A 21,583-nucleotide genomic window follows, 5' to 3' on the forward strand; every position below is an offset into this window, starting at 1 on the left:
CCTATGTGGTGGTCTTGGACAGGCGTTTGTGGCATGTGATGACGGCGGCGAGGTCGCAGAAGGCCAGGTAATGGCGGTGATCGCGTTCGTAGCGTCGGGCGATCCGGCGGTAGCCGGTGAGCCACGACATGGTGCGTTCGATGACCCACCGATGGCGGCCGAGGGTCTGGCTCGACTCGATACCCTTACGGGCGATCCGGGGCAGGATCCGCTGCCGGCGGAGCCATTTCCGCAGCTCAGCATTGTCATACGCCTTGTCTGCGTGCAGCTTGCGTGGCAGGAGGTGCAGGCCTCGCTCCGGGTCGTGCTTCGCAAGGAGGGCTTCGACCAGGGGCGTCAGGCCGTGCTGGTCGTGGGTGTTGGCAGAGGAGATGCCGACGACGAGGGGCAGCCCGTTGCGGTCGGACAGGACGTGCACCTTGGAGCCGGGTTTGCCCCGGTCGACGGGGCTGGGACCTGTATGTTCACCCCTTTTTTTGCGCGGACGTGGACGGAGTCGACGACGACCCGTGTCAGGTCCAGGACCTCGGCGGCGGCCAGGCGCTCCAGCATCACCCTGCGGAGCCGGCCCCACAGGCCGTCCTTCGACCAGATCGTGAACCGGCGGTGCACCGTCGACTTCGACACCCCGAAACACGGCGGCAGATGCCGCCACGCACACCCCGTCGTCAATACGTAGACCACCGCGGCGAACACCGCCCGATCGTCCAAGTTCGCTGTCCCACCACCCTGTTGGCGCACCCGGGTAGCAGGAAGCAGTGGCTTGACCACTTCCCACAATCCATCAGGAACGATCCATCCCCACTCAGCGCTCCCCATGACCCACACACCGAGGCCACCACCACATAGGACACGGTCTTAGATGTGCCCGGAGGAAAGTGACAGACAGTGACCTGCAGGCCTGTCTCCAAGGCCAGGGCGGCGAGTTCAGCCTTCCAGGCGCGGGTGCGGTAGCCGTTGGAGCCGCCCGCGTCGGCGGTGATGAGCAGGCGTCTGGCCTGCGGGTAGTCCTGCGTGCCGCGGGCTTTCCACCAGCGGCGGATGGATTCGACGGCGAAGGCGGCGGTGTCGTGGTCGGTGCCGACGCTGACCCAGCCGGTGTTCGCGGCCAGGTCGTAGATGCCGTACGGCACGGCTTTGCCCAGTTCCTTGTCGGGGAAGTCGTGGGTGCTGACCTGCACGGGGTCACCTGCGGGTCGCCACTCCCGGCCCCCGTTCTTCAACGGGCCCACAACCTCCTTCTTTTTCGTATCGACGCTGATCACGGGGTCGCCGGCCGCTTGGTGGGCCTTGGCCTGCTCGTTGATGTAGCGGAACTGTCCGTCCCGGTCGGGGTGTTGCTTTCCTTCGATGACCTTGGCGTTGCCCTGGAGGCTGAAGCCTTCCTCGCGCAGTACGTCGGCGACGGTGTCGGCGGATATCCGGTGGCCCTGGCGGGTGAGCTCAGCGGCCAGGTGACGGGTGGACTTCGTCGTCCAGCGCAGGGGCGACATCGGGTCACCCCGTACATCCGGTTCCACCAGGGCCAGCAGAGCCGGGCGTAGTCCCGGGTCCAGGTCGACCACTCGTTTGCGGCCGCCGCCGACCCGGCGCACTCGTCCCAACGGGGCCTCGCCGGCGTCTAGTTCGGTGATGCCCAGTGACACCGTTGCCTCCAGGATCTACGAGATCCATTGTCAGGTGTGTCCACATCGCGGACTCTGCTGGCCAATTCACATGGCGAGGGTGAGTGATTGCCGGAGCGTGGTGAGGCGGGAGGTCCAGCTGCCGCCCAACGGTGCTCCGATGAGCCAGGCGTCGACGCGGACGAGGTTGAGGGCTATCGCGGTGAGCACGTGCTGCAGGTGGACCTTGTCCTGGTCTCGATAGCGGGCGCGGTGGACGTCGCAACGGCGTGAGGCCTGCGCCATGGTCCCCTCGACTCCGGAGCGGGTGGCGTACTGCGTGCGCCAGGCGTCGGTGGCCTGTTCTGCGCGGATGTGACGCTGGGCCTCCAGTTGGGGGCGGGCTCGGAAGGTCAGGCCCCGGGCGCCGGTGGCCGAGCGGGTGCAGCGGGAGCGGTCCGGGCATGGCCCGCAGTCCGGCATTTTGAAGGTCGCTTGGACGATTGGCAGGCCGTCCGCATTGCTGGTGCTCTTCCAGTTGCGGCTGGTGGCTCCGTTGGGGCAAGTGACTCTCTGTGTCTCCCAGTTGATGGTGAACTGGGTGAGGTCGAACGCTTCGGGGTCGCGGGCCTGCCAGGCCGAGTCCGGCGGCAGTGGACCGACCAGTTCGATTCCGTAGTGGGTGCGGGCGTCGAGGATGTGGTCAACGCTCACGTAGCCGGCGTCGACATATTCCTGTTCGGGTAGCAGGTCTGCGGCGGCGAGGTCGGCATGCCGGGCGGCGACGGTCTCCACGTCGGAGGTGGTCGCCGGCGTGGTGGCGACGTGGACGATGACGTGCGGGCGACTCGTTTCGCAGGTCTCGGTGAAGTGGCCTTTGTAGCCGCTCCAGCCCATGCCGCGCTTGACCCCGTAGCGGGCGTCAGTGTCGTACGGGCTCGTGATCGCCACTGCCCCGGGCGGCCGCTCTCCCTTCCCGCGCAGGCGCGGCCCGTCGTGGTCGCGATAGTACTGCTGGACCCAGACCATCCGCAGGATCTGAAGCGCGGGGATCTCCCGCAGCCACGCGGGCGCGCCGGCAGCGCGGACTGCTTCCAGCAGCTCGTACCCGTCCGTGCCGACCATGACCGCCAGCGCCGCACGAGGCCCCTCCCCCTGCGGCAGGCGGTAGTCACTCGCCCGCTGGGCATAGCGGTCCCACCAGGTGAGGGGAGCATGGCCGGCCAGCCATACCGGGGCGGCCACGGACAAGGCCTCCAGGGCCGCGCGCATCGCCTCGATAGTGAGCTCCAGGCGATTGAGCATCCGCGCGCATGCCAAGACGTGGGTGGCATCGGTACGTTGACGGCCACCCTTCACCAGAAGGCCGTGCTCCCGCAGGATATCCAGCAGCCGCGTGAGAAGTAGCCCGGCCCGGTCGCCCTGCGCCAGCCTGGCGCGGAACTCACTGAGCACGGAGGCGTCGAATCCCGGATCAGTCAGCTCCAGAGCCAGGCAGTACTTCCAGTCCACCCGCGCCCGCACCGCGTCGGCCGCCTGGCGATCCGTCATCCCCTCCGCGAACTGCAGCACCAGCACCATGGCCAGTCGCGCCGGTGAGATTGCCGGGTGCCCTCGCACCGCGAAGTACTCGGCGAACTGCCCGTCGGTGAAGATCTCTCCGAGTGCCTCCCGCACCCGGATCGCCAAGCTCCCCTTGGGGAACGCAGCGTGCGCCACCGGCACCGCACAGCCCGACCTTGGCCACATCGACACCACAGACCACCCACCCAAACTCAGGACGTGCACGTATCAACACGGTCCCACAGGCCGAACGATCACCGCAGCAGTCCCTGTGAATTGGCCAGCAGAGTCAATCCGGGGGTCACCTCACGGTCGGCGAAGTCCTCGTCGCTCCACAGACCGTCCAGGTGGTCCCGCACCCACAGCGCCGTCGTGTCACCGGGTGTTCTGGCACGCGCCATCCTCGCGGTCAGCTCCGGCACCTCGGCGCCCGGACGGGGACGTACCGACATCTCTCACTCCTCGCCAGTCACACGAGCCTCGTACATCCACAAGACTGACGCACCACCACGATCGCAGGCAGCCGAATACCGAGTTCCCCGACAGAGTCAAGCTCAGAGCTCGGCGTCGTCCCACTGGCCGAGCAGGGACTCAGCCGTCTCCTCCTCGTCGGGCGTCTCGGGGGCGCACAGGGCGAGCTCAGCCCAGATGGTCTTGCCGCGGGAGGAATAGCGTGTTCCCCAGTGGGCGGCATATTTGGCGACGAGGAAGAGGCCGCGGCCGCCCTCGTCGGTGTCCTTGGCGCGGCGCAGGTGCGGGGAGGTGCTGCTTCCGTCGGAGACTTCGCAGGTCAGACTAGTGGCGTGGAGCAGGCGTACGCGGACGGGAGCGCTGCCGTAGCGGACAGCGTTGGTGATCAGTTCGCTGAGAACGAGTTCCGCGGCGAAGGTAATGCCCTGAAGGCCCCACTCCTGCAAGGTGCGGGCGCAGGCGTTGCGGACCGGGCCGACCTGGGCGGGGTCGCGGGGCATATCCCATTCGGCGACGTGTGTGGAGTCCAGCCGACGGGTCCGGGCGATCAGCAGTGCTACGTCGTCGGTGGGCCGGACGGGCAGCATCGCTTCGATGACGGCGGAGCAGGTGTCCTCCGGGGTGCGTGTGGGACCGCCGAGTACGTCGTGCAGGGTCTGCAGGCCGGAGTCGAGGCCGTCGCTGTCCTCGATGAGGCCGTCGGTGTGGAGTACGAGACTGGAGCCCTCGGGCAGGGTGACCGCGGCACTTTCGAAGGGCAGGCCGGCGCTGAGGCCCAGGGGCGGTGACACGGGTATGTCGAGGAGTTTCACCGTGCCGTCGGGCAGGACCACGGTCGGCGGCGGGTGACCGGCGGTGGCGGCGGTGACCTGTCCGGAGACGGAGTCGTAGATGGTGCAGAGGCAGGTGGCTCCGGTGCTGGCCTGCCTGGTCCCAACGTCCGATCGGCCGGATCCGTCCCTCTCGGCTTGGGCGTCGATGCGGGTGACGAGTTCGTCCAGGTGCCACAGTAGTTCGTCGGGGGACAGGTCCAGGGCGGCGAAGTTGTGCACGGCGACGCGCAGCCAGCCCATGGTGGCCGCGGCGTGCAGGCCGTGGCCCACGACGTCGCCGACCACGAGTGCGACGCGGGCGCCGGGGAGCGGGATGACGTCGAACCAGTCGCCGCCGACGCCCGCCTTGGCGGGCAGGTAGCGGTGGGCCACCTCCACGGCCTGCTGGTCGGGGAAGCCGCTGGGCATCAGGCTGCGCTGCAGGGTCACGGCGACCGTGTGCTCATGGGTGTAGCGCCTGGCGTTGTCGATGCAGACTGCGGCGCGGCCCGCGAGCTCATCGGCGAAGAATGTGTCCTCTTCCTCGAACGGCGGGGTGGTTCCCGACCGCCAGAAGTTCACGAGTCCCAGGACGACGCCGCGGGCGCGCAGGGGCACGACAGCCAGGGAGTGGATACCGAAGTCCAGGATGCGTTGCGCGCGCTGCGGGTCCTGGGAGCGCCACCCGTCCGAGGAAGCGAGATCGCGGTCGACTACGGAGCGGCCGCCTTCGACGCTGGCCGCCATCGGGGTCTGGGGAGCGAACCGGATGAGCTCGCCCAGGGCGTAGAGGGGGTGGTCCTCGGCCAAGCCGACGATGGCCGACCGGCGCAGTTGGGTACTCGCCCCGGAGGGCTCCTCGCCTCTCAGCACAGGGTCCAGAAGTTCGACGGTGACAATGTCGGCGAAGCGTGGTACCGCCACCTCAGCCAGCTCCTCGGCCGTGCGCGTCACGTCCAGCGTGCTGCCGATCCTCGCGCCGGCGTCGTAGAGGAGCTTCAGCCGTTCCCGTGCCGCGTTGGCCCGCCCGGACAGCGCCCGGAGCTCCGTAGTGTCACGTAGGGTCACCACGGAGCCATGGTTTCTGTCGAACGGAGTCGTGAACCGTTTGTTGAGGGCGAGCAGCCTGCCCTCGATCAGGTGTACCTCGTCGGTGGCGATGCGGTCCGACGTCAGCAGATCGACTGTGCCGGGGGGCAGACCCAACCCGGTGACATGGCTTCCTTCTGCGTCCGACGGCAGGCTCAGCAGCCGCCGGGCCTCGTCGTTGGCGAGCAGCAGCATTCCGTCTCGCCTGACGATGAGGACACCTTCGCGGACCTCGTGCAGGACCGCGTCGTGGTGCTCGTACATGCGGCTCAGCTCGTCGGCGCTGCTGCCGCGGGTATGGCGTCGCAGGCGGATGTTGATCAGGTACGTGCCGAGCCCGCACAGGGTGAGCGCGGCGAGCGCCACGCCGAGCAACGACACCAGTTGCTGCTGCACCTGGGCATTGATTCTCTTCACCGTGATGCCCGCGCTGACCAGGCCGACGATACGGTCACCGTCCCTGATCGGCGCCACTACGCGCACTGTGGGCCCGAAGGACCCGGTGTGGGTCTCGTAGAACGTGTGGCCCTGCTGGGCGGGCGCGATGTGGCCGGAGAATCTCCCGCCGATGAGCCGGGGATCCGGGTGAGTCCATCGGATCCCGTTCGTATTCATGATCGTAATAAAAGCGACACCCGTGTCCAGGCGGACCCTCTCCGTATACGGCTGGAGCAGTGCGGTCGGGTTCGACGAGCGGATCGCGTCGGTAACGAACGAAGAATTGGCGATCGCCCCGGCTACGGCCGTCGTCTGGCGTCGGGCTGCGGTTTCCGCTTGAGCGCCGGCGTTGATGTAGGCGAAAATTGCACAAATGGCGACAGCGACGACCAATAGCGTGGCCTGCAACGCAAAAAGCTGGCCAGCCAGGCTCCGTGGACGACGCAGATGCATGAGAATAAGTGTGCACGACTCCTCGCGCTACGAAAAGTATCATGCTGCTTCGTTCACGTGAGGTAGCAGCGAGTGCTCAGCACTTCGGGCAGCAGTTGGCGATCCTGAGTGATTCGAATGTTCATCAGAGATGACTATAAAAACTTCTCCTATCTGGAGCCCGACCAGGTCGCCGCCACTAACGCAGGGCCGCGGTCTCGACGAGGCCGTCCGCGATCAGGCGCGCGACGGTGCGGTGCCGCTCCGGGGAAGTACCGGCGGTTCAGCTCCGCCGTCTGGGTGCACACGGTGGAACGGGACTTGGAGAGGGCCAGCGCCGCGGTATCGCAGGTATGGCCGAGGGCGAGGAAGATCGCGACGTCGTGCTCGGCCTCGGTGAGAGCGGTGGGGGTTGGGTGGGGTGTTCGATGGAGCCGGAGCGGCTGATGAGCAGCTTCGCGCCGCTGGTGTCGGCCGGGCCCTTGGCACCACCGGGCGCGATGGCCAGGCAGTGGTGGCTGGAGATGTCGAGGTGCAGGGCCGCCTGCCGGAAGGGGTTGATGCCGTCGGCCAGGCTCTCGGTCGCCGAGACGGCGGCGGAGAACAGGTGCGGCAGGCGCAGGGCGCCGAGCCGCTCCACCAGATTCTCACCCAGCATGGGAGCGATCAGCAGACACGGGATCGCCCGGGAGCGGGCCCGGTGCAGCAGCCGCACCAGCGGCGTCGGATCGGCCGGTGCGCTGACGACGCCGGTGGCCAGCAGGGCGGTGGCGGCTGCGGAGAGCCCGGTGCGCGGCACGCCCGCGAGGGCATCGAAGTCGACCACGACACCGTCTCGTTTGCGCAGGTAGTCGTCCAGTTCCCGCCCGCGAGCGGGCGGGCGGCGTAGTGCCTGGCTGGTCTGGGCGCTCGATCGGGGGCTGTTGTGAGGAGGGCGAGTTCCACGTCTTCTCTCGGTGGTGTCGTAAGGGGTACGGCCCTGGCCCGAATGGCCGCCATGGGTGTGGTGCGGGTCGGTCAGCCGCTGGTGGCGCCGGTGTTGCTCAGCCGGGTGCGCTGCTTGACGATGCGGTCGGCGGTGGCGAGGGCGGCGAACGACGTGGCGGTGAAGATCCCCAGGTAGAGGGGGTGGTTGATCTCGGCGCGGTGTTGGAGGAAGTAGACGGTGGCGCCACCGATCTGGGCTCCGAGGAGGAGGCACAGCGCTCGGGAGCGGTCTCCGCTGGGTATCCGGCCGGTGCTCAACGACTGGGCTTGTTCTGCCCGTTGTCGCGAGCGAGCGGCTCGGCGGCCCAGGAGGCGTTGGTGTCGCTCAGGAGCGTGAGCCCGGAGAGGACCCCGACGACGCCGGCTTGGGGCTGGCTGTCGACACCCAGCTGGGTGAGCAGCGTCTCGGTGTAGGTCCGCATCGTGTTCGGCGCGATGCCCCATTCGGCGGTCAGCTCGGTTGTGCTGCGGCCGGTGGACCAGCCGCGCAGGATCTGGGACAGGCGGGGCGTGAGCTGCGGCTTGATGGTGAAGGCGCCGGTGGGGTGGACCGGGGAGGTGACGATGCGCTGGGCGGTGGGCCAGGCGGCGAGGTGCAGCACGGTGCGGGTGCGGGTCCTGGCGAGGAGCGTCTCGATGGCGGCGCGGACGCCGTTCGCCGCCACAGCGACCCCGGGGCCAGCGGAGATCTGGGGGTGGCTGGCGCCGGAGGTGACGAGGACGATCAGCCGGCGGTGCTGGTCGCTGAGGTCGGGCAGGGGCCCGGTGGTGGTCATCGTTCGTTCTTTCGCGGACGCGGGCGGGCGGGTCACAGCTGGCGGGGGATCGGGGAGTGGGGGGCGCCGAGGTGGAACAGCAGGCGTGGGCCGAGGCGGGTGGCCGCCTGGCCGGTACCGATGAGAAGGACGAGGTCGCCGGGGGCGGCGAGGGTGGCGATCTGCTGCTCGACGCCGGGCTCGCACGGGCCGGACCGCACCCGGCGGACCGCGTCCGTTCCGAGGGCCACACCGGCGTGGTGCTCGACGGTGTTGAGGGGATCGTCGGCGTGGACGGAGGTCAGTGGGGTACTGATGGGGAGCAGGACCGCGTGGTCGGCGCCGCGGAGGGCGGCGCCGAGCTCGGCTGCGTGTGCGGTGGTGCGGGCGAAGCCGTCCGGCTCCAGGACGGCGATCACCGAGCCTTCAGTCAGTAGACGGGCCGCCGTGACGTCGTCGGCGACCTCGTGGGGGTGCCGGGCCCGCGAGGCCACCACGGTGATCCCTTTCTGGGTGCCGACGGTGGCGAGCGAGCGTTCGACGCCGCGGAACTCGGCCAGGCGCTCGGCGACGATCTGCGGGTCCTCGCCGAGGACGAGCGTGGTGGCGATGGCGGCGCAGGCGGCCAGGGCGTGGTGGCGGCCGGCGATCGGCAGTACGAACGCGTGCTGCGCGCCGCGGTATCGCAGGGTGAGGTGGTAGGCGTCGCCCGTCCAGCGGGGCACGAGGATCCGCACGTCGGCGCCCTGGTCGAGGCCGACGGTGACGAGGGCGGGGCCGCGCCGGTCGGTCAGGCGCTCGCGCAGGATTGGCGTGCCCTGGTCCCAGGTCGGCAGGACGACGGTGGCGGCGGTGCGGGCGAGGCGCTCGGCGGCTTTGAGGCCTTCGACGTTGTCCAGGTGGTGGGGGGCGTTCGCGCCGGTGCTGGTGATCAGCACGACGGCGGGGCTGATCCGGTTGTCCAGGTGTGGAGCAGGGTGGCGTTGCCAGAGGCTGGGCGGCTGGGCTTCGTGGGTGGTGGTGTCGGGGCAGAAGTCCACGACGAGTCGGCCCGTGCCGCCGTGGCCGGCGGATCCTCCCTGCGCAACGGCGTTGAGGATCCAGCCGGTCGTGCCGTCATCCAGCGCTGCGGCGAGGGCCGCCGCGGCAGTGGCGGTGCTGTGGCTGCCACCGACCGCGACCACCTGCCGCCCAGGGTGCGCGGCCACCGCCGCGAGCGCGGGTGCGCGCCCGAGCATCGGCAGCCGCAGCACCCGGGCGCGGTCGAGTTCGGGGTGGGCGCCGACGACGGCGCCCGACCACGCCACCGCCGTTCGGTCGCCGTGCACGTGCTCGGTCGCGAAGCCGGCTTCGACTCTCACCCCGGCGGCCCGCAGGCCGGCCACCACCGGACTGTCGTGCTCGGCGGGCGGGACGCTGCCGGTGACGTTGGCGCCGCGTTCGGCCAGCCACAGGGCCAGGCCCTCCATGGCGGGCAAGGCGACGTCGACCAGGTGCGGGGCCGACAGCAGCTCGGGCACGGTCGGGGCCGCCACGGTTGCGCGAAGGGTAGTGGTGTCCACGGAGGTCTCCATCGAGGAAGGGTGCAGTGAGGGGTTGGTCCGGGGCTGGCGGCGGGGAGGGGGACGGCCCGCTGCCGGCCCGGGGTTCATGCCTGGGCGAAGCCGCGCTCAAGCTCGGCGTCGGTGACGCGGGCGGCGTGGTGGTCCAGGTCCAGGCGGGCGACGGCGGCCAGGTGCGCGATGATCCGCGCGCCCAGCAGTTCGGCCGCCAGCTCGCTCGTCTCGAACGCAGTGAGGGCCTCGGCCAGGGACCGTGGCACGGGCGCCGCGTCGGTGTCCTGGTAGGCGTCGCCGCTGCTGGGCGGCCGGGGTTTGAGACCGGCAGTGATGCCGTGGCGGATGCCGGCGAGGACGGCCGCCACGGCGAGCATCGGGTTGGCGTCGGCGCCGGGCAGGCGCACCTCCAGCCGCAGGCTCTGATCGTGGCCCACTACCCGCACCGCGCACGAGCGGTTGTCCCGGCCCCAGGTGAAGCGGGCCGGCGCGAACGAGTGGTCTCCGTAGCGCCGGTAGGAGTTGACGTAGGGCGCCCACAGCGGAGCCGTCACCGGCAGCACTGCCAGCAGGCCAGCCACCGCCTGCTCGCCCACCTCCGACAGCACCGTCCCGCCACCCCGGTCGGAGGCCAGCGCCGGTCCCCGGTCGGAGTGCAGGGAGATGTGAAGGTGCATGCCGCTGCCCACCCCGGTGGCCGGAGCCGCCATGAACGAGGGAGCGAGTCCCAGATCGTCGGCGACCACCCTGGTCGCGTGCTTGAACAGCACATGCTGCTCGCACGCGGCCGCCGGTTCCCCGTAGGGGAAGGTGACCTCGACCTGACCGGGGGCACCCTCCAACTTCACCGCCTCGACCGGCAGTCCGGCTCCGGCGAGGACCTGGCGCAGACGTGTGCCGAACTCGCCGACCGGCCCCGGCTGGTCGAGGGCATAGTCGCGGTTGTCCCACGTCGCAGGCCGCAGCCTGCGCCAACCTGCCGCCGCTGCGTCCCGGGCGGTGCCCTCGTAGAGGACGAACTCCGTCTCGATGCCGAGGGCGGCGGACAGGCCGTGGCCGGCCAGCAGGGTGAGCTGCTCGTTCAGCACCGTGACCGGGGCGAGCGGGTGCGGCCACCCGCCGAGAACCGGCTCGGCCAGCACCAGCGCCGTGCCCGGCAGCCACGGCAACACCCGGGCCCGATGGGTGTCGGGCAGCAGCGCGATGTCACCGAAGCCGCTCTCCCACGAGAACGACCCGGTCTGCGGTGCGGCCATGCCCAGGTCGGTGCCGATCACGTACCCGCACATCTCCGGGCTGATCCGGCCCGACCGGAGCCGCTCCAGCAGCACCCGGGCGTCGTACGCCTTGCCCTTGAGCCGTCCCTGCACGTCGACGGCCGCGAGCAGTACGGTTTCGACGTGGTGGGCGTCAACCAGCTGGTCCAGCGGCCCGACGGGCGCCGCGGCCCCGGCCGTCGTCCGGCCCGTGCGGGTGCGGGCAGCGCGCACGGTCGCCCTCATACGATCAGTTCCTCGATCCGGGCCAGGTGCGCGTCCTGGACGACCGGCACGGAGAACTTCGATCCGGCCATCCGGTACCAGGCGGCCGACAGGGCCAGGACGACGATCAGGGTGACGGGGGCGTAGTTGAACGTGTCGACGGTCACCGGGTAGCGCTGCGGCAGGCACACCAGCACGGTCACCACGACGACCCACACCACGGCGGCGGTCCCGACGGGACGGCTCCACTGGCCCAGGTTCCACGGGCCGGGAACGAAGCGGTCGCCCCGCCGCAGCCGCAGGAACACCGGGATGATGTAGGAGGGGGTCATGCCGATCACGTTCACCGCGGTCACGGCCCCGTACGCGACAGGCGACCAGAGCGAGGGCACAGCCAGGAGGAACGCCACCGACACGGCAAGCCAGACCGCCGGCACCGGAACACCGTTAGGTGACACCCTGCGCCAGGTTGCTGAGCCGGGCAGTGCGTTGTCCCGCGAGAAGGCATAGATCATGCGGGACGCCGCAGTGGTTTCGGCCGAGCCGCAGAACAGCTGGGCGCCGATCACGATCAGCAGCAGCGCCTTCGCGCCGGTCGTTCCGAGCGCGTCGAGGAAGATCTGCGCCGGCGGCACCGCCGCCCCGGCGGTGCCGGCGTAGTCCTGCACCGCGAATAGCAGGCCCGTCAGCAGTACGAATCCCGCCAGCAGGGAGACCCAGATCGAGCGGACGATGCCGCGCGGCGCCGCCATGCTGGCGTCCGTCGTCTCTTCCGACAGGTGTGCGCTGGCGTCGTAGCCGCAGAAGGTGTAACCGGCCAGCAGCAGACCGACCGCCGAGACGTAGACCGGGTTCGACCATCCGGTCTCGTTCACGAAGTGCCCGAACACGAAGCCCGCGTCCTGGTGGTGGGAGGGGACGATTGCAAGTACGCCGACGATCACCGCAACGCCAGTCAGGTGCCACCACACCGAGATGCTGTTGAGCAGGCTCACCACCCGGACACCCACGACGTTCAACAGGGCGTGCAGCACCAGAACTCCGGCGAAGATCGTGAGGATCAGGCCCGGAGTCGGCACCACGCCCCACTGGAGCGCGGCGAAGGCGGCTATGAAGCTTGCGGCGCCGTAGTCGATGCCGGCGATCCCGCCCAGCAGGCCCAGGAGGTTGAGCCAGCCGGTTACCCAGCCCCAGCGAGGGCCGCCGAGGCGCTGGGCCATGAAGTAGAGGCCGCCGGAGGTGGGGTAGGCGCTGGTGACCTCGGCCAGGGAGAGGCCGACGAGCAGCACGGCCAGGCCGACGCCGACCCAGCCCCACATCATGACGGCCGGGCCGCCGGTCACGAGCCCGAAGCCGAACAGCGTCATGCAGCCGCTGAGCACCGAGATGACCGAGAAGGAGACGGCGAAGTTCCCGAACCCGCCCATCCGGCGGATCAGTTCGGGCTCGTAGCCGAGGGAGCGCAGATGGTCGTCGTCCCCGTGGACCGGGGCGGAGCGGTGGGACCGAGACATGCAGGAACCTCCATAAGGGGAGACGGCGTTGGGGCACCCGGGCCGGAGGCCGGGCAGAACACGGTCAGCGCGTGGCGGCGAAGGACTGGGCCACGGCCTGGCGGATCAGATCGTCCGGCCGGTCCGACAAACTCATCCAGGGCTGCGAGGAGACGAAGGGGTCCAGCGCCGCGAACACCTCGGCGGCCTGCAGCGGTTGGCGGGTCGCCCAGAGCCCGTGGGCGAGGTGGCTCTCGTCCACCACCGGCCACCGGCCGACACCGCTCGTCCTCGCCTGCCAATGCTCGTAGGCCCGCAGCACCGTGGAGCGGACGCTCTCATCGTTCGTCCACTGGAGCGCGGCTCGCTCCGTACGTCCGGCACGGTGGTAGCGCTCGACGTGCAGATAGAGCGGAAGGGCGTGCAGCGGAGAACCGGTTGGGGCAGCGGGTAGGTAGGCCGCCAGGAACTCCGTCGCGGAGCCACCCTCGCCCCGGACCAGTAGGAAGCGGAGCATGCGGTGGAACGCCTCACGGTTCCACGGGTCCGTCCGGCGGGCCTGGTCGAGGAGACCCCAGGGGCCGGGAGGGAGCATCCGGTCGGGTGCCTCCACCCGGTGCTCGGGACGCGCCTGGGAAGGGTCCAGTTGGGCGAGCGCGAGCAGGCCGATCCACGGAACGGGGTCGTCAGCGAGGGTGGAGGCAGCCCGCCAGCACCACGCCCGGGCCACGTCCTCGCGGGCGGACGCCTCCAGCGGGTTGGTCTGCTGTTGTCCGGCTGCGAGGGCCATCTCGACGGCGGCCCGCGCCTGAAGCGTGACGAGGCCGAAGCCGTTCGGCTCCTCCGCGGCCCAGTACTGCAGGACATCCGTCCGGGCCGCGACCGCACCAAGTGCCTGTGTGCGCGATGTCCATACCGACCGATCGGCCCACGAACCCGCCAGCAGCGTGCGGGTGGCGAGCCAGCGTCCGGCCCGCAACTCCTCGACGGCCCAGCGCAGCTCGCCGTCGTGGCCGGCGGGATGCTGCACCAGCTGAGTGCCGGTGCCGTACGAGGCGTCCATCGCCGTTCCTTCCCAGGAAGATATTGATGAGGCAGCTACGACACCGGATCGGCAGCCAGGAGGCCGCCGATGGTGAATGGCTGCTGTGATGCACGGAGGCGTGCTCTCGATCGCGGACCGGAACCGTCGCGACCGCGACGAACGAAGTGATCGCCTTCGGCCTGAGTATCTGCCCGTTGCGAAGCGGTGCCCGAGAGTGATCGCCAGCGACTATTCGAACAGTCGTATTCACTGCTAAATATGATCTTTCCGGTCGCCTTCGAGGGTGCCGGTGCCTTTCTCCTGCGACCGCTGTGCCGCAGTTCAGTGCCTGGTTGGTGGGGCAGCGCGGGGGGAGAAACTGCCCTGCTCCGGCGCCCGGTTCCCGCCACGGCCGGGGCCGGCGGAGCCGCGGCCGTACAGTGCCTGCCCCGGTGTGTCGAGCGCTCCGGCCGCCAGGAACCAGGCCAGTTCGCCAAGCCGTACCGTCAGGCGTTCCCATGCCTCGGCACTCTCGGCCACCATCGAGCGCGTCCACGTTACGACGCCTCGCGCGGTGCCTGCCGTCAGGGCGTTCTGGACGTCGCTCCAGCCCATCCGCTCCTCCATCGGGGGCAGCGGCCCGGAATCCGTGAACACGGCGGTGACCACCCACTCGCGGGTCTCCGCGTACTGGCGGCAGTGGGCTTCCAGCAGGCCGTCAGGGTCTGCGCCCGGGGAGGCGATGTAGATTGCGACAGGGACACGGCCGGGCGATTGAGGTACGTCCAAGAGCATGTCACTACTGTCACGCCAGCGTCGCTCTCAGCGAACCGGCGGTCCGTACGACTTCCGGAGATCGCGGGACTGTGAACTCGTACGGTGTGTAGGAGTTCACGTCCCACTGGGTCCCTTCGTGCTGTCAGGAGCAGGCTGCCGCACTCGACTCGACGGGGTCGAGGTCCAGCAGGCGCGCCACTCGGGCGGCGGTGCCGGGGCCGTCGGCGAACACCGTCGTGATACCCAACGTCTCGGCCGGCGCGAGGTTCGGCCTGTGGTCGTCCACGAACACGCAGTCGGCACCGGTCAGGCCCATGCGCTGCAGCGTGCGCCTGTAGATCACAGGGTCCGGCTTCGCGATGCCCTCCATCCCGCTGATGACCCGCACATCGAACAGGTCCCAGACCCCGGTCGCCGCATACGGGTTGTACGGATCGACGCCGTAGGAGTTCGACAACAGGGCGACGACGATCCCTGCCGCACGGGCCCGCTCCGCCAGCTCGACCATCTCCGCCACGGCCCGAACCCCGCCATGGGCACGTCCCATGAGGTTCTCGGCGGACACGCCCATGAGCGCCGCGGTCGCCCGGTTCCACTCGGCCTGCGGCATCCGCCCCAGCTCCAGCTCGACGTAGAGCGAGCGCCCCACCGGATCGTCTTCGAGCGTGCGCCGCCAAGCGTCGGCCGGAAGGCCCTCACTGGCACACCACGCCCGCGAGGACTGGCCGATCGGAGTGGTCATCACTCCCGCGAAGTCGAGTATCAGGCCGCGGTAGGACAACACGCACTCCAATGCAGGGGTTTCGGGCTCACGTTCACCGGACGGTCGGAGACGTCCCCAGGATCTCAGACAGTTTACGGATCCGGCTGTTTCCGGCGCGGCCGGCCCTCTGGATGATGACCCCGGGAATGGCCTGGTGCGTCGCCCACTCCGGGTGAGCCGAGCAGACCTCCAGCAGGGTGTCCAGCGAGGTGTCCCACTGCCTCGAATCACACTGCGCGAGCGCGACATCGAGCATCATCCGGTTGTGCGCCGCCTGCGTCAGGCCGGACGGATCGAACCGGCGGGAAATGTCCAGTGCCCGGCCGGCCTGCCCGAGGGTGACGTTGATCCCCACGGCCTGGGCACCGGCATAGGAAGGGCCGAACTGGAGACCGTTCCCGTAGACATCACGCCCCAGGCGGGCCGCCACCGCGTGCGCCTGCGACAGCAGGTCCCCAGCCCGATCGGCGTCTCCGAGCCGGGACGCCGCGACCGCCGCAAAGGTGATGTTCTTCCCGTACGCCGCCAGCAGCCCAGCTCCCTGCTCCGAGAAGGTCGGTTCGGTGCGGGCCGCCGCTGCCTCGGCCTCCTTGAGCGCCTGCTCCACCCGTGCGTCTCGCAGCAGCACCCGCGCCCTGGCGGACCCCAGCATCGACACCCGCACCGGATCGGCCGCCAACTCTGCGTGCCGGATCGCGTGGCCGATCGAGGCGTACGCCAGATCCCGCGCACCGAGGAAATTCGCGATCAACCCGGCTGCCCGGTAGGCATCCGAGAGCAGAGCACTTGCTGCGGCCTCCTGGCTGACAGGCACCGCCTGGGCAAACAATGCCACCGACCGCAGGAACGGCGCGGCCAGGACACCAGCCTCGGCATACGCCCCCCGCCAGTAGATCCGCCACAGCCGCTCAGCTGCCTCCGCGAGATCGGCCGGCCCCGGAGCAGCGCCCTCGGCCGGATCCGCCAGGATGCCCGCAGCAGTGTCGTGGACCGTCCGCGACAGCTCACGAAGCATCGACCGGTCATCCCGTCCCATCCCCCGACGGGGAGCCTGCTGGCCCAGGACCACCGACACGTCGGAGTGCAGCGCCTCCGCCAGCCGGAGCAGAGTCGGAAGTGAGACGTTCTTGTCCTGCTCCGCCTTCTGGATCGTGTGCATCGATAGACCGCTACGGCCGGCCAGGTCAGCCTGAGTCTCCTTCCCCCGGAGCATCTTGATCCGCTCACCTGTGGTGAAGTCCTGCCACTGGCCCATAGGTACCCCCCTCGACTGCTTTCGATTTTCGGACGGTACCCGCCCGACCGCACTGGTGGCGGTGTTCCTGGAAAAAGCGTCTTTCCCCGCTGTAGATATGACGCAGCATCACTACTGCGAATCGGCTTTCGCCGAACGCGAGGTGACACGAGATGGCCGCACGCGGGTCTCTAGGCTTGCCAACCCTTGACCTGCGGGATGGTTGCCTCCGCAGGGGAGCGCTGAGGACGGCCTCCGTGTCGAGCCAGGCGTACCTCGCGATGTGGCTGAACAGGATGACCGCCCTCGGCGATGTCGAGGTCAGGAACGCTGGAGCTCGCCACCTGTGATGGCCTCGCGCAGGACGGCGGTGAACTCATCGGGGAGGAGGTTGATGGCGTCGAGCGCGGTGGTGGTGACGGGGATCTCCTCCAGGATGTACTCGCCTCGGCCTTCCTGGCTGAACTCGGGGCCGGTGCGGCCCTCGAAGCTCCACTTCTCGATCGTGGCCAGGTAGAAAGTCTCGTGGTCGGTGTCGGTCTGGTGGGTGTGGAGGACGCTGACGATCTGGGCTTCGCCGGCGATCTCCTCGCGGACCTCGCGTCGCAGGGCGTCCTCGGGGTCGGCGTCGGTCGGTTCGATCTTGCCGCCGACGATGACCCAGTACGGGTCGATGCCAGGGCGGATGCGCTTGATCAGCAGCATGGTGTCGTTCGGAGTGAGGAGGACGGCTCGGACTCGGTGCTGCACGTTGCACTCTTTCTGTCCCGGTGGTGTGCGGCGGCCAGTGAATGATCCAGCCTCGTCGAACGCCAGGGCCTGGTCGGGGGTCGGAGAGGAACGTAATTGCTGCAGCGACGTCTTGGGGTCGGCGTCGGCGCTGGACGCATTGGCAGACGATCAGATCCTATGGGAGTGTCGGTCGTTCCCCGCCCCGACTTGGACGGCCCTGGGCAGAGCAGGGTTCACGCCGGCCGGTCCAGGTTCTCGGGCCAGCGACCGGGTGAGCCCGAGCCGGCCGGCCTTGGGGCGCGATGGCGGTGGTCGAAGCACCTCCTCCTGACATGCCGTGCTGGTGGGCGAGACCTCGGACGGCATTGGTGCCAGCGTCTCCGACTTTGACCACCGGCCGCTACTGGTAGGGGCAGGGACGCAACCAGCGGCGTCCCTGAGTCAGGTTACGGCTGCGAGTTCGGATCGGGTGAGGTGGATGAAGTCGGTGACGCGAGGCTCGCTCTTCCACTCGTCGAGTGCGCCGACGAGATCGAGGATGTACCCGCGGGCTCGGGCGGAGCGGACCCGACCGAGCACGTTGAGGGCCTGATGGCCCATGGCGAGACCTTGGTCGAGGTCGCGTTCCTGGAGGTGGGTGGTACCCAGGACGGCGAAGCGGATGCCGACGGCGCGAGTGTAGCGGCCGGCGGGCATGGCGTCGGCCTGCTGGTTCCAGGCGTGTGCGGCACGGGGGTTGCGCAGGCCGGCGCGACGTGCGCCGCCGGTGGAGGCGCGGCACGGAGGCGGGCCTGGCACTGGACGCCCTGACCGGCCCCGCGATGCTGCCCGCCCTGCCGGCGTTCGCGCAGCTGGCCGTCGGCACAGCGGACCGCCACGGCACCCGCCTGTACGGAGCGGACATGCTGCTGCAGCTCGCCGCCGTGCCCGGCGCCGTCCTGCTCGCCGCCCGCCACCAAAGCGAACTGGTCGGCGGCATCTACGGCTGGCTCCACGAAGGCCGCCTGTCCCTGTGGGCCTCCGGCGTCGACTACGAGCACGACCTGGCTCGCAGCGTCTACACCTGGCTCATGACGGAGGCGCCCCGCTGGGCCATCGACCAGGGGGCCCACACCATCGACGCTGGCCGCGCCAACTACCAGGCCAAGGCCCGCTTCGGCTACCGGCCCCACGTCCTGCGCACCGTCATCCACCTGCCCGGCCACCAACTGGTCACCGCCAACGCCCTCACTCGCCTGTCCAAGCGCCTCGGCGAACAGGCGCTCCCCTACCTGGCACCAGGCGCTACCTGGTGAACCGCTATCAGCCGGTCACACCCCGCTCCCGGCCGGCCTGCGCCGCACCTGCCACCGACCACGAAGGACCCCATGCCGCACGCGACCACCTCCTCGCCCGCCGCGCGATCGGCCACCGACCGCAATTCCCCGACTTCCGGCGTCCTACTCGTCGTCAACGCCGGTGACCGCGCCTACCGGGAGTACGGACTCGCCCAGATCGCCGCGCGACACCGCGCGGTCCTCATCGGGCGCAGCGGGCCCAGCTGGGAGGTGCCGTACATCGCCGACCACGAGGTCGCCGACCTCGACGACCTGGACGACCTGCTGGAAGCGGCGGACGACCTCGCCCTCAACGGGATCCGGGGCGTCCTCACCTGGGACGAGTTCTCCCTGGTGGGCGCCGCCCACATCGCCGAGCGCCTCGGGACGCCCGGCAACTCCACCGCCACCGCCATGGCGTGCCGCGACAAGGCCGCCTCCCGGGCCGCGTTCGACGCCGCCAACGTCCCCTCGGCGAAGAGCACCCCCGTCACCACCCTGGAGGAGGCCGAACGGGCCGCCGACGCCACCGGGTACCCGGTCGTCCTCAAGCCCGCCCGCCAGGCCGGCAGCCTCGGCGTCATCAAGGCCGAGAACCCCGCCGCCCTCGCCACCGCCTACGCCCACGCCGCCCAGGCCGCCGAAGACGACGAAGGCACCGACGTCCTGGTGGAGGAGTACCTGGACGGCCCGGAGATCTCCGTGGAGTGCGTCACCGTCCGAGGAGCCACCACCCCGGTCGCCATCACCCGCAAGCAACTCGGGGCGGAGCCGTTCTTCGAGGAGACCGGTCACAGCGTCGAGGCAGGCGACCCGCTCCTGGCCCTCGCCGGGCCCGTAGCCGTCGCCGCCCTCACCGCCCTCGGCTTCGCCAACGGCGTCAGCCACGTCGAGATGCGCCTCACCAGCGCCGGCCCGCGCCTGATCGAAGTCAACGGCCGCCTCGGCGGAGACCTGATCCCCCACCTGGTACGGGAGGCCACCGGCATCGACCTGCCGCTCGCCGCCGCCGACATCGCCCTCGGCCTGGAACCGGACCTCACGCCCACCCTGGGCCGGCTCCACGCCGATGACGGAAACGCGCATCCGACCCCACGAAGGAGGAGCAACTCGCCGACCCTGGGCGGATGTGATCCAGAATACGGCAGGGAAATCGGGCAACAGGGAACCAAAAGTGCACCCCGGAGCATTTACTCCCGTACACCACACGAGAGGGCTCCTTGAACACTCCTGACGGCCGTGACCCCGAGACCCCCCGATACACCAACTTCCGCTTCGGCCAGGACCCCCAACCCGCCCCGGAGCCGGCCACCGTCCTGGCAGTCCCCCACCCCGAACCCCTCATGCCCCGCGGCATCGTCATCACCTGCGCCGCCTGCGAAGCCAACCGCGACTGGCTCCTGATCCAGGTCGGCCCCCTCGTCTTCGTCCGCTGCCGCTGCGCCCACGAGTGGCAGGAGCGCGACCTCGGCGCCGGCGAGGTCGACACCGCACGCACCGAGGGCCCCGAGCGGGAGTGGGAGACCTTCGAGGAGATGTACCGCGGGCTCGGCTACGACGGGCTGTTCCGCATGACGTACCTCGGCTGACGAACGGTCCTGCATCCGATGGGCGTCCCGCATCGCGGTGTTCCGGCGCTGTCGGGAGTGGGCCCGCTGAGGCAGACCCCCTCCTGGCGGCCCGGCCTGGGACCCGCTGCCCAGGCAACCGGGCTTGGTGGGATGCCGCGTGAACAACGTGCTGGATCGGCCGGGCACCCCCACGGCTTCGCCGCCGGGGCGCCCGGAGTCGTTGCATCCGTGGATGCGCAGGGCCGGGGGTCAGGCGTCGAGGAGGTCCTCGCTGATCAAGTCCCAGGCCGGCCGGTCCCCGTCCAGGCGGCGGACCACCGTCAGCAGCCGTCCGTCCAGGAAGGCATCCAGCCTGCCGGGGCCGGGTCGCGGTGCCTGCGCCGGGCGCGGTGGTCGACCGGCAGTCCTTCGGCGAGGACACCGACCAGGACCTCGTGCGTTGCAGGGCCGATCCGGTCGCCTCTGATCCACTCGCCTCTGACGGGCACTCCCGCGACGGTGCCGAGGGTGGTGGGGCTGCGCTCGAACAGCCGGTCCATCGCCGAGTCGGCCCAGTCGTCGGCCAGCTCGACGGCCTCCTCGATCCGCGTCCGGGCGCGCACCGGCGGCAGCGACGGTTCCAGGAAGCCGAGAGGTTCGTTCAGCAGATCTTCGGTGTCGGGTAGGTCGAAGGCGTCCGCGCGCTCGCGGGGACGCGGCACCGGCATGACCCAGGTCTCGCCGCCGATCTCCGTCATCCAGTCCTTGGCAACGGCGTTGACCAGTTGGTCGTCGTCGGGCAGGAACACGTCGACCACGACGCCGCCGGGCCCGATCCACACCCAGCTCATGAAGTGGGCGTGGCTGCCCTCGTCCTTCGACCAGTTGGCGAGGGTCGCCATGCGGCTGCGCTGGTCAGGGGTCTCCGATGCGGGGAACGGTGTCTTGGCGATGCGGCTGCGGCCCCTGGCTTCCCCGGCCAAAGGTGGAATAGCAGGTCCGGGCGCGGGCCTGAGGTGCCGTAAAAACCTTTGAGCTGCTTGGGGAGCACGCCGAAGCTGTTGAGGGTCCGCTTGCCGGGCTTCCACTCGAACAGGGCCTCGCTGACCGCCGACATGACTCCCAGGCCGGTGCACTCACTGACGAAGCTGCGGATGTGCCGGGAGGACGCGGTGAGCTGCGGGTAGTGCGCGGTCAGCGGCGACCCGTCGACCGCCTCGGCCACGTAGCTGGTCAGCAGCGCGATCTCGCCGTCCCGCACACCCTGGTCGATGATCTTGCGCAGGTCGCATGCCACGGCGTTGACGTTGACGAGCTGGGAGAGGGACACCGGCAGCACGCCCCGGCCGAGTTCGGTGGCCACGACCGTCACGGCCTTCCCGTCGAGGCCGAACCGGGGCTTGGTACGCCAGAGCCTGGCGCGCACGGTGTTCATGCCGGGAGGATACGGAGCCGCACCGACAGCCCGGCCGATGCCCCATCCCTTGGGGGCACCGCGCGTGGGGG

At 70.0% G+C, this 21,583-nt stretch carries 21 protein-coding genes and 1 pseudogene; 3 read left to right on the top strand and 19 right to left on the bottom strand.

All coding sequences use genetic code 11. The features are described 5' to 3' along the window. Window position 1: 1 nt before the first annotated feature. From ACFTWP_RS37435 to ACFTWP_RS37515, 17 genes and pseudogenes are all read right to left on the bottom strand, one after another. Window positions 2-819, bottom strand: a protein-coding gene (locus tag ACFTWP_RS37435; protein ID WP_380269579.1) for an IS5 family transposase whose coding sequence is annotated in 2 segments (ribosomal slippage) — window positions 2-471 and window positions 471-819 — 819 coding nt in all. Because the reading frame shifts where the segments join, the coding sequence is not laid out codon by codon here. Between the two features lie 38 nt (window positions 820-857). After that, a pseudogene (locus ACFTWP_RS37440) lies at window positions 858-1,661 on the bottom strand (ISAzo13 family transposase); the annotation flags it as partial. A 51-nt stretch (window positions 1,662-1,712) separates the two neighbouring features. Further along, the gene (locus ACFTWP_RS37445) at window positions 1,713-3,353 is read right to left on the bottom strand and encodes an IS1182 family transposase (RefSeq protein ID WP_380269607.1); all 1,641 of its coding nucleotides are present in this window, start codon (window positions 3,351-3,353) and stop codon (window positions 1,713-1,715) included. A gap of 68 nt (window positions 3,354-3,421) precedes the next feature. Then, a complete protein-coding gene (locus ACFTWP_RS37450; protein ID WP_380269580.1) occupies window positions 3,422-3,619 on the bottom strand; it encodes a hypothetical protein in 198 nt (65 codons plus the stop codon). A gap of 102 nt (window positions 3,620-3,721) precedes the next feature. Next, window positions 3,722-6,430, bottom strand: coding sequence for a SpoIIE family protein phosphatase (locus tag ACFTWP_RS37455; protein WP_380269581.1), 2,709 nt, complete (start codon window positions 6,428-6,430; stop codon window positions 3,722-3,724). 262 nt (window positions 6,431-6,692) lie between these two features. Then, window positions 6,693-7,235 carry a hypothetical protein gene (locus tag ACFTWP_RS37460; RefSeq protein WP_380269582.1) on the bottom strand — a complete coding sequence of 181 codons (543 nt, stop codon included), beginning with the start codon at window positions 7,233-7,235 and terminating at the stop codon, window positions 6,693-6,695. 191 nt (window positions 7,236-7,426) lie between these two features. Continuing rightward, the gene (locus ACFTWP_RS37465) at window positions 7,427-7,654 is read right to left on the bottom strand and encodes a hypothetical protein (RefSeq protein ID WP_380269583.1); all 228 of its coding nucleotides are present in this window, start codon (window positions 7,652-7,654) and stop codon (window positions 7,427-7,429) included. Further along, window positions 7,651-8,172 carry a LuxR C-terminal-related transcriptional regulator gene (locus tag ACFTWP_RS37470; RefSeq protein WP_380269584.1) on the bottom strand — a complete coding sequence of 174 codons (522 nt, stop codon included), beginning with the start codon at window positions 8,170-8,172 and terminating at the stop codon, window positions 7,651-7,653. Before ACFTWP_RS37470 ends, ACFTWP_RS37465 begins: the two co-directional genes overlap by 4 nt. Window positions 8,173-8,204: 32 nt before the next feature. Next, window positions 8,205-9,713, bottom strand: a complete 1,509-nt coding sequence (locus tag ACFTWP_RS37475) for a glutamate ligase domain-containing protein (RefSeq protein WP_380269585.1) — start codon at window positions 9,711-9,713, stop codon at window positions 8,205-8,207. An 86-nt stretch (window positions 9,714-9,799) separates the two neighbouring features. Next, window positions 9,800-11,209, bottom strand: coding sequence for a glutamine synthetase family protein (locus tag ACFTWP_RS37480; protein ID WP_380269586.1), 1,410 nt, complete (start codon window positions 11,207-11,209; stop codon window positions 9,800-9,802). Next, the gene (locus ACFTWP_RS37485; RefSeq protein ID WP_380269587.1) at window positions 11,206-12,702 is read right to left on the bottom strand and encodes an amino acid permease; all 1,497 of its coding nucleotides are present in this window, start codon (window positions 12,700-12,702) and stop codon (window positions 11,206-11,208) included. Before ACFTWP_RS37485 ends, ACFTWP_RS37480 begins: the two co-directional genes overlap by 4 nt. 64 nt (window positions 12,703-12,766) lie before the next feature. Then, on the bottom strand, window positions 12,767-13,744 hold the full coding sequence (locus tag ACFTWP_RS37490; protein WP_380269588.1) for a hypothetical protein: 978 nt from the start codon (window positions 13,742-13,744) through the stop codon (window positions 12,767-12,769). Between the two features lie 303 nt (window positions 13,745-14,047). Further along, window positions 14,048-14,500, bottom strand: coding sequence for a hypothetical protein (locus ACFTWP_RS37495; RefSeq protein WP_380269589.1), 453 nt, complete (start codon window positions 14,498-14,500; stop codon window positions 14,048-14,050). A 124-nt stretch (window positions 14,501-14,624) separates the two neighbouring features. Further along, a complete protein-coding gene (locus tag ACFTWP_RS37500; protein WP_380269590.1) occupies window positions 14,625-15,266 on the bottom strand; it encodes an HAD-IA family hydrolase in 642 nt (213 codons plus the stop codon). 31 nt (window positions 15,267-15,297) lie between these two features. Beyond that, window positions 15,298-16,500, bottom strand: coding sequence for a helix-turn-helix transcriptional regulator (locus ACFTWP_RS37505; protein WP_380269591.1), 1,203 nt, complete (start codon window positions 16,498-16,500; stop codon window positions 15,298-15,300). A 300-nt stretch (window positions 16,501-16,800) separates the two neighbouring features. After that, on the bottom strand, window positions 16,801-17,229 hold the full coding sequence (locus ACFTWP_RS37510) for an NUDIX domain-containing protein (protein WP_380269592.1): 429 nt from the start codon (window positions 17,227-17,229) through the stop codon (window positions 16,801-16,803). 423 nt (window positions 17,230-17,652) lie between these two features. Then, window positions 17,653-17,907, bottom strand: coding sequence for a hypothetical protein (locus tag ACFTWP_RS37515; protein WP_380269593.1), 255 nt, complete (start codon window positions 17,905-17,907; stop codon window positions 17,653-17,655). A 59-nt stretch (window positions 17,908-17,966) separates the two neighbouring features. Here ACFTWP_RS37515 and ACFTWP_RS37520 point away from each other — a divergent pair, with 59 nt between their 5' ends. From ACFTWP_RS37520 to ACFTWP_RS37530, 3 genes are all read left to right on the top strand, one after another. Beyond that, entirely contained in the window at window positions 17,967-18,506 is a 540-nt protein-coding gene (locus ACFTWP_RS37520; protein ID WP_380269594.1) for a GNAT family N-acetyltransferase, read from the top strand. A 72-nt stretch (window positions 18,507-18,578) separates the two neighbouring features. Further along, entirely contained in the window at window positions 18,579-19,751 is a 1,173-nt protein-coding gene (locus ACFTWP_RS37525) for an acetyl-CoA carboxylase biotin carboxylase subunit family protein (protein ID WP_380269595.1), read from the top strand. Next, a complete protein-coding gene (locus tag ACFTWP_RS37530; protein WP_380269596.1) occupies window positions 19,748-20,116 on the top strand; it encodes a hypothetical protein in 369 nt (122 codons plus the stop codon). Before ACFTWP_RS37525 ends, ACFTWP_RS37530 begins: the two co-directional genes overlap by 4 nt. Before the next feature lie 302 nt (window positions 20,117-20,418). On the opposite strand, the gene ACFTWP_RS37535 is transcribed toward ACFTWP_RS37530, so the two are convergent. Together ACFTWP_RS37535 and ACFTWP_RS37540 are read right to left on the bottom strand one after the other, a co-directional pair. After that, window positions 20,419-20,979, bottom strand: a complete 561-nt coding sequence (locus ACFTWP_RS37535; RefSeq protein WP_380269597.1) for a hypothetical protein — start codon at window positions 20,977-20,979, stop codon at window positions 20,419-20,421. Further along, window positions 20,925-21,512 carry a hypothetical protein gene (locus tag ACFTWP_RS37540; protein WP_380269598.1) on the bottom strand — a complete coding sequence of 196 codons (588 nt, stop codon included), beginning with the start codon at window positions 21,510-21,512 and terminating at the stop codon, window positions 20,925-20,927. The genes ACFTWP_RS37535 and ACFTWP_RS37540 overlap by 55 nt, the downstream gene beginning before the upstream one ends. Window positions 21,513-21,583: the final 71 nt, after the last annotated feature.

Origin of the sequence: Kitasatospora sp. NPDC057015, assembly GCF_042673745.1 — a bacterium.
In the GTDB taxonomy this organism is placed as follows: Bacteria; Actinomycetota; Actinomycetes; order Streptomycetales; family Streptomycetaceae; genus Kitasatospora.